This is a genomic window from Micromonospora foliorum (assembly GCF_022229015.1).
Classification (GTDB): domain Bacteria; phylum Actinomycetota; class Actinomycetes; order Mycobacteriales; family Micromonosporaceae; genus Micromonospora; species Micromonospora foliorum.
Window position 1 is genome coordinate 1 of the sequence record NZ_JAKKFF010000296.1, and the last position, 11390, is coordinate 11390.

Sequence of the window (11390 nt, forward strand, 5' to 3'; positions counted from 1 at the left end):
CCCGCAGCCCGTGGCCGGGACGCTGGCCTGCCCGAGGTTGTGGCCGGTCAGCGCCGGCGCCTGGCCCCCCGCCGTCAGCGCGGTGCCGGCCGAGTCGGCCAGCTGCTCCGGGCGGCCCAGGAACCATACCGGGTGGAAGTCGAAGGGCCGGCCCGGACGGTAGCGCTTGGCGCCACCGCCCCCGCCGGTGGCACCCCCGTGGATACCGGCGTACGACAGGCCGGCGATGACCAGCACCGCGGCCAACGGGATGCCGGCGAAGACCAAACCCCCACCCCCAACCCCGCCACCCCCAACCCCGACCCCCCCACCCAGGCCCCCGACTCCCAGCGTTGATCAAGAGGTTTGCGTCACCAAAACGGCTTCCGGTGACGCAAACCTCTTGATCAGCTCGTGCTCAAGCAGGCGCCGGGGTTACCAGTTGGTGGAGCCGGGGACCTTGGGCCAGGGCTTTGCGGTGGGCTTGATCAGGTACGCGATGCCGCCGGAGCCGCCGGAGACGCCGCCGCTGGCGTTGGTGCGTTTGGTCCGCAGCCAGATCTGCTCGAACTGCGCACGCTTGTAGACGTTGCGCACCACGTCGTTGCTGGACGAGGCGGGGTCGTTGACGATCACGTCGCCGTCGGCGGTGAAGCCGACCACCACGAAGAGGTGCCCGGAGGTGCCGTAGTTCGCCCCGTCCAGCTCACTGGCGAGGAAGGACTGACTGGTCACCACGGGGATGCCGGCGGCGATGAAACGCTCCAGCTCGTCCAGTGAGTGCAGCCGGGTCACCCGACCCTCCAGGCCGGGGAAGCTGGCCGCGTACGCGGTGTTGAACGGCCAGTTGCCCGCGCCGTCGTACGCGTAGTCGTAGGTCATCCGGGCGGCGTGGTTGACCGTCGGGTCGGGGTAGGTCGGGTCCACCCAGGAGGTGTCGGCCGGCGACGGTTTGCGACCCCAGTACTCGACCACCATCTCCGTGGAGGTGGGTGAGCACCACGCCTCGCCGCCGCCGTCGTACTCGGGGTAGTGCCCGGCGTGCACGTTCTGCGAGTAGCGCGGCACCGGCAGTTCCCGCCCCCAGGCGATGTGCCCGGCGCTCGGCGGCACGGTGAACCGGTCCGGCACTGTGGAGCTCATCGCGCCCAGCATCCGGACCACCGGGGTGGCGCTCTGCCCGGGCGCCCGGTAGAGGGTCAGCTTGAGCTGGTACGACCGCAGCAGCACCCCGGCGGTGGCGTCGTCGATGCTGAAGGTGTCGGTCCAGATCGTCGACCAGGGGTCGCCCTGCCGGTTGACACTGGTCCGCTTGATGTCGGCGTCGCCGGACGCCCAGCGACCCAGGACGTACCACGGGGTCTGGTCACCGCTGGTGTAGCTGCCCTGCATCTCCACCTGGATCCAGGTGCCGGCGGGGGTCTCCGCGTTCCAGGAGGCGATCAGCTCGGTGGCGTCGAATCCGACCGGGGTCACCGGCGAGGTCCAGGTGCCGTACTCCCAGGTGCGGGTGGCGCCGGTGTGCGGGTCGGCGTACTCGGTGGTGCCGGCCGGGTGGGCCAGGGTGATGCCCGCGCGGACGCCGGGCACGACGCGGGTGCCGGCCCGGCTGCCCCGGTGCCAGTCGGCGGGCCCGGACCAGTCCTGGTAGGTGATCTGCTCGTCGTGGGCGGGGGCCGGCGGGTGGGCCGCCACCGCGGGCGCGGCGGTGGTGAGCAGGGTGAGCGTGGTGACGCCGGCGAGGGCGGCCGCGCGCAGGCGGGATCTGGCCATGGGGGCTCCGCGGTGTCGAGGGGGCATCGTCGCTGGTCAGTTTTCCGCCTGGAGGGAAGTTTCGCCAGATGTTGACGGATGGAAAATCATTGCCGCCATGATGATCCGCCTGGGATGGCGAAGGCAGCGATCAATATTGATATGACCATGTGACAGGTGGTGAAGTGTCCTTCACCGAGCGGGATCTCCCGCCCATCGAGGAGGTAGTCCATGGCCCTCCGCACGCCCATCCCCCTCCGCCGTGTCCTGGTGCTCGCTGTCGTCACCGGGCTGGGCATCGTCACCGTCGCCGCCGGTCCGGTCGCCGCCCGACCGGCACCGGACCGCACCGCCGAGCCGGCCGCCGCCAGCTACCGGGTGCTCGGGCCCCGGACCCTCGCCGACCGCAACGCGGTGGCCCGCACCGGAGCCGCCATCGACTACTCCGAACACGGCGTGCTGCACATCTCGGCCACCACGGCCGAGGCCGCCGCGATCGGCAAGCTCGGCTTCCGGCTGGAACCGCTGGCCCCGCCGCCCAACGCCGAGCGCGGCGCCGACGAGTTCGGCGCGCTGGCATTTCCGCCGGCCGACTCCAACTACCACGACTACGCGGAACTGACCGCCGTCGTGAACCAGGTCGTCGCCGACCATCCGGCGATCGCCCGCAAGATCAGCATCGGTTCGTCGTACGAGGGCCGCGACCTGATGGCGGTGAAGATCTCCGACAACGTCGGCACCGACGAGAGCGAGCCGGAGATCCTGTTCAACTCCCAACAGCACGCCCGTGAGCACCTGACCGTCGAGATGGCGATCTACCTGCTCAACCTCTTCACCGACAACTACGGCAGTGACTCCCGGATCACCAACATCGTCAACGGCCGGGAGCTCTGGATCGTGCCGACGGTCAACCCGGACGGCAGCGAGTACGACATCGCCACCGGCTCGTATCGGTCCTGGCGCAAGAACCGGCAGCCCAACAGCGGCTCGTCGAACGTCGGCACCGACCTGAACCGCAACTGGTCCTACAACTGGGGATGCTGCGGCGGCTCGTCCGGCACCACCTCGTCGGAGACCTACCGGGGGCCGTCGGCGTTCTCCGCTCCCGAGACACAGGCGCTGCGCAACTTCGTCAACGGCCGGGTGGTCGGCGGTGTGCAGCAGATCAAGGCCAACATCGACTTCCACACGTACTCGGAGCTGGTGCTCTGGCCGTACGGCTACACCACGGCGAACACCGCGACCGGGATGAACGCGGACCAGTACAACACCTTCGCCACCATCGGTCAGCAGATGGCGGCCACCAACAACTACACGCCGGAGCAGTCCAGCGACCTCTACATCACCGACGGGGACAGCCTCGACTGGATGTGGGCCACCCACAACATCTGGGCGTACACCTTCGAGATGTACCCGGGCTCGTCCGGTGGCGGCGGCTTCTACCCGCCCGACGAGGTGATCCCGGCGCAGACCTCGCGCAACCGGGAGGCGGTGCTGATCCTCAGCGAGTACGCCGACTGCCCGTACCGGGCCATCGGCAAGCAGGCGCAGTACTGCGGCGGCGGTGGCGGCACCACGGTCTGGTCGGACACCTTCGAGACCGCCACCGGCTGGACCATCAACCCGGCCGGCACCGACACCGCCACCCTCGGCGCGTTCGAGCGGGGTGCCGCCCAGGCGACCACGTCCTCCGGAGCCAAGCAGCTCACCCCGTACGCCGGGTCCAACGACCTGGTCACCGGCCGGCTGGCCGGCTCGGCGGCCGGTGACTACGACGTCGACGGCGGCGTGACCAGCGCCCGGTCCCCGGCGGTGACCCTGCCGTCGTCCGGCACGCTGACCCTCTCGCTCGCCTGGTACCTGGCGCACGGCTCGAACGCCTCGTCGGCGGACTACCTGCGGGTGAGCGTGGTGCACAACGGTGGCACCACCGCGCTGCTCACCCAGTCCGGCGCGGCCAGCAACCGCAACGGAAGTTGGGCGGTCGCCAACCTCAACCTCACCCCGTACGCCGGCCAGTCGGTCCGCGTGCTCGTCGAGGCGGCGGACGCGTCCGGGGCCAGCCTCGTGGAGGCGGCTGTGGACAACGTCACCATCACGTCCTCCTGATCGGGTGGGGCCCCGTCCCGCCCGGCGGGGCCCCACCACCCGCTCCGAAACCCCAGGATCTCGGACATATGCCTCCCCGCCCCGCGCGGTGCGGGTGTCCGAGGTATCGACGGCTGCCAACCGGCCCTTGATCGATCCGGCACGTCCTGGCGGTGCGCTACCGTCTTAGCGACCAGTCCGCAGCGAAGCCGGTGCGAAACCCGGCGCTGTCCCGCAACTGTGATGCCCCACCGGTAGGTGGGGACGAGCCAGGTCGCCTACGGATCGGTCGCGATACGCGCTCTCGAGGAAGGGCGCCTCGTGGGCGGGCGTACGAAAGTCCCTGTCGGCGAAGCACCACACTCCTCGACCGACAGGAGGCCCCCATGTTCAGACGTACCCCTCGGCTCTTCGCGGCGACCCTCGCGGTCACCGCGCTCGCCCTCGGCGCCTGCGCCGAGAAGACCGACGACCAGCCGAGCGCCGGCACCGCGGCCGCCGCCTACCCGGTCACGGTCGGCGCGCTCACCCTCGACAAGCGTCCCGAGAAGATCGTCGTGCTGTCGCCCACCGCCACCGAGATGCTCTTCGCGATCGGTGCCGGCCCGCAGGTGACCGCCGTCGACGACCAGTCGAACTACCCGGCCGACGCGCCCAAGACCGACCTCTCCGCCTTCCAGCCGAACGCCGAGGCGATCGCCGGTAAGAACCCGGACCTCGTGGTGCTCTCCGACGACCGCAACAAGATCGTCGAACAGCTCGGCAAGCTGAAGATCCCGGTGTACCAGACCCCGGCGGCCACCACGCTCGACGACTCGTACCGGCAGATCACCGAGCTGGGCACGCTGACCGGGCACGCCGACCAGGCCACCGACGTCGCCACCCGGATGAAGGACGACATCACCAAGCTGGTCAAGGACCTGCCGCAGCGGGCCGAGAAGCTCACCTACTTCCACGAGTTGGGCCCGGAGCTGTACAGCGCCACCAGCAAGACCTTCATCGGCTCGCTCTACAGCCAGGTCGGCCTGACCAACATCGCCGACCCGGCCGACGCGGACGGCAAGAACTTCGGCTACCCGCAGTTGTCCCAGGAGTTCATCGTCAAGGCCGATCCGGACTTCGTCTTCCTGGCCGACGCCAAGTGCTGCCAGCAGAGCGCCGACACGGTCAAGGCGCGCAGTGGCTGGGCCGGCCTCACCGCGGTGAAGAACAACCAGGTCGTCGCCCTCGACGACGACATCGCCTCCCGCTGGGGCCCACGGGTCGTGGACCTGCTCCGGGTCATCATCGACGCGGTCGCCAAGGTGCCCGCGTGACCGTCGTCCGTCGGTGACCGGGCCGCTGTCCGCGGCCCGGCCAGCGGGGCTGCGCAAGCGGTGGCTGGTCGCGGGGCTGTTCGCGGTGCTCGTCGCGCTCGTGGTCGGGGTGTCGCTCGGCCCGGTGAGCCTGCCCCCGGGCAGCGTCGCCGCCGAGCTGCTCAACCTGTTTCCCGGGGTGCACCTCGACAGCGGGCTGACCGAGCGCGAGATCGCCATCGTCACCGAGCTGCGCCTGCCCCGCGTGGTGCTGGGCCTGCTCGTCGGCGGTCTGCTCGCCCTCGCCGGTGGCTGCTACCAGGGCGTGTTCCGCAACCCGCTGGCCGACCCGTACCTGCTCGGGGTGGCCGCCGGCGCCGGCCTCGCGGTCACCGCGGCGATCGCCCTCGGCGGCGCCGGCCGGCAGGGCACGCTCTCCGGGCTGCCGATGACCATTCCGCTGGCCGCGTTCGCCGGGTCCCTGCTCGCCGTGACGATGACCTACGTGCTCGGCGCGGCCGGCGGGCGACGCGGGTCACCGGCAATGCTGATCCTGGCCGGGGTGGCGGTCTCCGCGTTCCTCTCCGCCGGGCAGACGTACCTCCTGCAACGACACGCCGACAGCATCCAGCCGGTCTACTCCTGGCTGCTCGGCCGGCTGGCCACCGCCGGTTGGCACGACGTCCTGCTGGTACTGCCGTACGCCGTTCTCACGACCGTGGTGGTGCTGCTGCACCGCCGCGAGCTGGACGTCCTCGCGGTCGGCGACGACGAGGCGAGAAGTCTGGGCCTGCACCCGCAACGCACCCGCTACCTGCTGATCGCCGCCGCCTCCCTGGGCACCGCGGCGGCGGTCTCCGCGACCGGGCTCATCGGCTTCGTCGGCATCATCGTGCCGCACACCGTCCGGCTGCTCGCCGGGTCCAGCTACCGGGTGATCCTGCCGATGTCACTGCTGTTCGGCGGCGCGTTCCTGGCGCTGACCGACGTGGTGGCCCGCACCGTCGCCGCTCCGTCCGAGCTGCCGATCGGAGTGGTGACCGCCCTGCTGGGCGGCCCGTTCTTCGTCCTCGTGCTGCGCACCGCCCGGCGGGTGCTCACGTGAGCCGCGAGCTGGCCCCTGGCCCGCCCGACGATCGTCCGACCGGTGCTGTCGGTGCTGTCGGTGCTGCGCCGGCCGTCGAGGTGCGCGGCCTGCATGTCGCCCTCGGTGGCACGCCGATCCTGACCGGCGTCGACCTCACCGTCGCCGTCGGCGAGTGGGTCACCGTGATCGGCCCGAACGGCGCCGGCAAATCGACCCTGTTGCGCGCCGTCGGCGGCCTGCTGCCCGCGCCGAAGGCGATCACCCTCTTCGGTACGCCGAGTGCGGCACTGCGCCGTCGGGACCGCGCCCGGGTGGTGGCCACGGTGGCACAGTCCCCGGTGGTGCCGCCCGGCATGTCGGTGCTGGACTACGTGCTGCTCGGCCGCACCCCGTACATCCCGGCCCTGGGCCGGGAGTCGACAGCCGACGTGGACGCCGTGCACGAGGTGCTGGGGCGGTTGGACCTCAGCGGCTTCCACCGTCGCGAGCTGGCCACCCTCTCCGGCGGCGAACGGCAGCGGGTGTTCCTCGCCCGCGCGCTCGCCCAGGGCGCGACGCTGCTGCTGCTCGACGAGCCGACCAGCGCGCTCGACATCGGGCACCAGCAGGACGTGCTCGAACTCGTCGACCAGCTACGCCGCGAGCACGGCCTGACCGTCCTCGCCACGATGCACGACCTCTCCCTGGCCGGTGAGTACGCCGACCGGATGGTGATGCTCGCCGGCGGTCAGGTGGTGGCCGCCGGGACTCCGCCCGAGGTGCTGACCGAGGAGCTGCTGGCCACCCACTACCGGGCCAGCGTCCGGGTGGTACCCGGTGCGCATGGTCCCCTGGTGGTCCCCGTCCGCCCCACCCGCCCCTGAGCCCGAGTGGCGCTGGGTCAGGGGCCCAGGTCGATGACGGAGAAGAGGGCGCCCTGGGGGTCGCGGAGGGCCGCGAAGCGCCCCGCCGGGATGTCGCGGGGCGGGACCAGGATCGTTCCGCCCAGCTCGGAGGCGCGGGCCGCGGCGGCGTCCGCGTCGGTCACCGCGAAGTACACCGTCCAGTACGCGGGCAGGTCGGCCGGGAAGTCGTCGGCCAGCGGCGGCATCATCCCGGCGACGATCTGCGTTCCGAGCCGCCACCCGGTGTACGTCATCGCGCCCACCGCCTGGTCGTCGGGCTGCCAGCCGAACACCAGCTCGTAGAAGACCTTCGCGCCCTCGGGGTCGGGGGTGACCAGCTCGTTCCAGCTCATCGCGCCCGGCACGTTGAACACCTCGGCACCGGCCATGGCCAGCGGCTGCCAGACGCTGAACGTGGCGCCGGCCGGGTCGGCGAAGACCGCCATCCAGCCCCGGTCGAAGACCTCGAACGGTGGTACGACGACCTGCCCGCCGGCGCGTTCGACCCGGCCGGCGACCAGTTCGGCGTCGTCGGTGGCGAGGTACGTCGACCAGATCGGGACCTGGTCCGGGATCGCGGGCGGGCCGGCGCCGGCCACCGGCTTACCGTCGAGCAGGAAGACCGTGTAGCCGCCCGCCTCGGGTTCCGGGGTGACCTGGCCGGTCCACCCGAACAACTCGGGGTAGAAGCGCCGCGCGTCGGTCAGGTCCGGGGTGGCCAGGTCGGCCCAGCAGGGCGTACCCGGCGGGACGGTGCTCACGTCAAGACCCCTCTCGGCCCGGGCGGCCACGGCGGCCCCCTGCCGGAATCCTGGCACCGTCCCGCCGCGGCCCGGGGCGGAAACGGACGAATCGTCAGCTGAACCGGCGACCCTCGTCCCGCCGGCGAGCGCGGCGAGCAGCACCACCCGGACACCGAGCATGATCAGTGCCACCGCCAACCGGCGGCGCTGCCCGCCGGAGAGTCCACCGTCGTCACCGGCGGGATCTCGATCGCGGCGAGCAGTGCCTATGGTGGGGAGTCGTGGCGACTGATCCGTCGCACAGGCCACCAGGCGCCGGTCCGCGCCGGGCCGGCGACCACGAGGGGGCGCCGATGACGGCCGACGAGAGTCAGGCACGGTACGTCGAGGGGATCACCCGACTGCTGCCGGTCGACGAGCAGGTGCGCGCGGTGGCCCGGGTGCGAGCGGGCGGCGGGCTCACCCCCGCACCGCCCTCGCAGCCGTCGGCACCACCCGCCACGGGTGCGCCGAGCTTCCTGGGTGTCCTGCTCAACGTGCTGTCTCCGACCATCACCTTCGGCCGGGCGGACGACGCCGTCGACTGGCTCGTCTTCGGTGTCGGAGGTCGAGGCGAACCGGATTCCCAGGCGTCCGTGCTGCACCACGCCCTGACCGTGGCGGCGAAGGGCTCCGGCCTCCGGGCCCTCGTGCTCGCGGTCACCGACCAGCGGCTGCTGCTCGGCGCGACGGCACCCGTCGGGCTGCTCTCCAGTGCAGCGGCGGACGAACGGGCGCAGGCCGACATCGAACTGCTCGGGTCGGTTCCGCGCACGGCCGTCACCGCCCGGTTCGGCAGGTACCGGTTGAACTGGAAGCGGCTGCGGCTCGACTTCGCCGACGGGTCGTGGCTGTCGTTCCACGTGCCGCTGGCCGACTCAGGCCGCCCGCTGCGGGAGATCGCGGCAGCCCTGTCAGCCGGCTGAACCGTCGACGAGCGGAGCGGGCAGCGGCGCGACGTGCAGCACCGCCAGCCGGGACACCGCCCGCGTGAGCACCACGTACAGCCGGTGCAGCCCGCGTGGCTCGGCCGCGACGATCGCGGCCGGTTCGACCACCACCACGTGGTCGTACTCAAGGCCCTTGACCAGCGTCGCCGGCACCACGGTGACCCGCTCCGCGGCCGCCACGTCGTCGGCGGTCGCGGTCTCGACGCCGGCCTCGGCCAGCGCCGCGCGCAGGCCGTCGACCGCGTCGTCCGCGGCGATCACACCGACCGAGCCGTCGTGCGCGAGCGCCGCGCGCACCTCGGCCACCGTCGCCGAGGTCAGGTCGGTCACCGTACGCACGTCCAGGCCGCCGTCGTGACGGAGCGACTCGGCCGGCGGTACGTCCACCGCGAGCGCCGGCAGCAGCAGGTTCGCGAATGCGACGACCGCGGCGGGCACCCGGAAACCGATCGTCAACGGCACCACCACCGCGTCCGGCTTGCCGAGGTGGGCAAGGGACTCCCTCCAGTCCGTCGCCGCCCACGGCGCGGTGCCCTGGGCGAGGTCACCCAGGAGCGTGACCGAGCCGTGCTCGCTGCGTCGGGCGATGGCCCGACACTGCATCGGGGAGAGGTCCTGCGCCTCGTCCACCACCACGTGCCCGAACCCGGAGAGCCGTTCCAACAGCCCGGTCGCCTCGTCGATCAGCACCGCGTCGGCGGCGGTCCAGCGGGTCGCCTTCGGGGTGCGGGCCGGCTTCGCCCACACCAACTGCGCCTGCTCGGTGTCGCTGAGCAGCCCGTCCGCCGCCGCGGCGAGCCGGGCCGGATCGGAGAACAGGCCGTGTACCAGCCCTTCCGGGGTGAGCGCCGGCCAGACCGCGTCCAGGAAGTCGAGCACCGGCCGGCAGCGGCTCATCCGACGTAGCCAGGCATCGCTTGGCGACTCCGCGCGCCGCGCCTCGGCCTGCCGTTGCAGCAGGCTCACCACCCGCGCCTGGACGCGTTCCCGACCCGTGCCGTACGGCAGGCCCTCCCGCCGGGTCTCCTCGACGATCCGGTGCAACGGCTCCAGCCCGATCCGCCACCGGAACGAACCGTCCGACACGGTGATCGACTCGGTCGGGGTGCCGATCTGCGCCTGCACCGCACGCCGCAACACGCTCGCCATCCGTACGTCGTGTTTGAGCGCGGCCACCGCCGGCGCCTCGACCGCCCGGACCGGCACCCGGGAGATCAACTCCTCCACCGTGGCCTGCTCGACCTCGACCTCACCGAGCGCCGGCAGCACCGCCGCGATGTACGACAGGAACGCCCGGTTCGGCCCGACGATCAGCACACCCGCCCGCCGCAACCGCTCCCGGTGCAGGTAGAGCAGGTACGCGGCCCGGTGCAGACCCACCGCCGTCTTCCCGGTACCCGGCGCGCCCTGCACACAGATCGAGTCGGCGAGGTCAGCCCGGACCAGCTCGTCCTGCTCCGGCTGGATCGTGGCGACGATGTCCCGCATCGGCCCGACGCGCGGGCGCTCGATCTCGGCGGTGAGGATCCGACTGGTCGTACCAAGCTCTTCGCCCCGATCCAGCCGCTCATCCTCGAAGCTGGTCAGCACACCATTGCTGAACCCGAACCGCCGCCGGACCGCCACCCCCTGCGGATCCCGCACACTGGCCCGGTAGAACGAGCGGGAGACCGGCGCCCGCCAGTCCAGCACCAACGGCTCGCCACGCTCGTCGGTGACATGCCGCCGCCCGACGTGATACCGCCGCCCGTAGTGGTCACCGCTGGTGTCGGGCGCGGTCGCGTCGTTGGTGGCCCTGCTGGCTGCGGTCCTGCTGTCCGTGGTCCTGCTGTCCGTGGTCCTGCTGTTTGTGGTCCCGCTGTTCGTGGTCCCGCTGTCCGTGGCCCTGCTGGCTGTGATCCCGCTGTTTGTGGCGCTGCTGTTTGTGGTCCCGCTGTCCGTGGCCGCCGGGTTGGTGGTTCCGTTGGCCGGGGCGTCGGCGAAGTCGAGGCGGCCGAAGAAGAGCGGTGTGGTCGGATCGTCGGCCAGCTCGGCGACCCGGCGGGCCAGGGTGCGCCCGAGCGTCTCGGCCGCGTACGCGTCGCCGGCCACCTGGTCACCGGTGGCGAAGAGCGCCTGGGCCCGCTCCCGCATCCGACCCAGCGCCGCCCGCGAGGTGGTGAGGTGTGCACGTTCGGCGGCCAGGTCCGCGTCAAGGTCGGTGTCGAGCTGGGTGTCGAGGTCAAGTGCGGGCATGCTGACGTCCCATCGTTCACATCTGCTGCGCGCTCGCGTGTCCGGGGGCGGATGGCCGGCCGTCCGGCGCGAAGACGTCCGTTCCGGTGCAGCTCACCTCGGCCGTCAAGCGGCCTACAACCCTACGCCCCCCAACCCGCCGGATCCAGCGAATTACCGACGCGACCACCCATCCGAGATGGCGTGTTGCCCGGTCGGGAGTGGGCGAGTGGCGTGGTGAAGGTTGGCGCGGCGTCGAGATGGCCGTGGTGCCGAGGTCGGGTGCCGTCCCGCGCCCGCGCCCGCGCTGGCGCCCCTCGCCCGTGCTGCGCCCCGCGTGTGCGCCCGCGCCCCGTGCT

At 72.0% G+C, this 11390-nt stretch carries 9 protein-coding genes and 1 riboswitch; of the genes, 5 read left to right on the top strand and 4 right to left on the bottom strand.

What is annotated here, in order from left to right:
- Nucleotides 1-267 (bottom strand): aa3-type cytochrome oxidase subunit CtaJ (gene ctaJ, locus PSH25_RS21485; protein WP_238660786.1); only part of this gene is annotated, 267 nt, incomplete at its 3' end.
- Between the two features lie 147 nt (nucleotides 268-414).
- The gene (locus tag PSH25_RS21490; RefSeq protein WP_238660787.1) at nucleotides 415-1752 is read right to left on the bottom strand and encodes a C39 family peptidase; all 1338 of its coding nucleotides are present in this window, start codon (nucleotides 1750-1752) and stop codon (nucleotides 415-417) included.
- Nucleotides 1753-1962: 210 nt separating this feature from the next.
- On the opposite strand from PSH25_RS21490, the gene PSH25_RS21495 reads away from it, so the two are divergent.
- From PSH25_RS21495 to PSH25_RS21510, 4 genes are all read left to right on the top strand, one after another.
- On the top strand, nucleotides 1963-3840 hold the full coding sequence (locus tag PSH25_RS21495; protein ID WP_238660788.1) for a M14 family metallopeptidase: 1878 nt from the start codon (nucleotides 1963-1965) through the stop codon (nucleotides 3838-3840).
- A gap of 133 nt (nucleotides 3841-3973) precedes the next feature.
- A riboswitch (cobalamin riboswitch) is annotated at nucleotides 3974-4115 on the top strand.
- Between the two features lie 90 nt (nucleotides 4116-4205).
- Nucleotides 4206-5135 carry an ABC transporter substrate-binding protein gene (locus tag PSH25_RS21500; RefSeq protein ID WP_238660789.1) on the top strand — a complete coding sequence of 310 codons (930 nt, stop codon included), beginning with the start codon at nucleotides 4206-4208 and terminating at the stop codon, nucleotides 5133-5135.
- A 13-nt stretch (nucleotides 5136-5148) separates the two neighbouring features.
- On the top strand, nucleotides 5149-6219 hold the full coding sequence (locus tag PSH25_RS21505) for a FecCD family ABC transporter permease (protein WP_238660790.1): 1071 nt from the start codon (nucleotides 5149-5151) through the stop codon (nucleotides 6217-6219).
- Nucleotides 6220-6227: 8 nt separating this feature from the next.
- A complete protein-coding gene (locus PSH25_RS21510; protein WP_238660794.1) occupies nucleotides 6228-7064 on the top strand; it encodes an ABC transporter ATP-binding protein in 837 nt (278 codons plus the stop codon).
- 17 nt (nucleotides 7065-7081) lie between these two features.
- Here the strand turns inward: PSH25_RS21510 and PSH25_RS21515 are convergent, their stop codons facing one another.
- Entirely contained in the window at nucleotides 7082-7846 is a 765-nt protein-coding gene (locus tag PSH25_RS21515) for a VOC family protein (RefSeq protein ID WP_238660791.1), read from the bottom strand.
- A 335-nt stretch (nucleotides 7847-8181) separates the two neighbouring features.
- Between PSH25_RS21515 and PSH25_RS21520 the strand changes: the two genes are divergently transcribed.
- On the top strand, nucleotides 8182-8793 hold the full coding sequence (locus PSH25_RS21520; protein ID WP_238660792.1) for a hypothetical protein: 612 nt from the start codon (nucleotides 8182-8184) through the stop codon (nucleotides 8791-8793).
- Here the strand turns inward: PSH25_RS21520 and PSH25_RS21525 are convergent.
- Nucleotides 8782-11052: an AAA family ATPase gene (locus PSH25_RS21525; RefSeq protein ID WP_238660793.1), complete on the bottom strand. Its 2271-nt coding sequence runs from the start codon at nucleotides 11050-11052 to the stop codon at nucleotides 8782-8784. The two genes, PSH25_RS21520 and PSH25_RS21525, sit on opposite strands and share 12 nt — an antisense overlap.
- Between the last annotated feature and the right edge of the window lie 338 nt (nucleotides 11053-11390).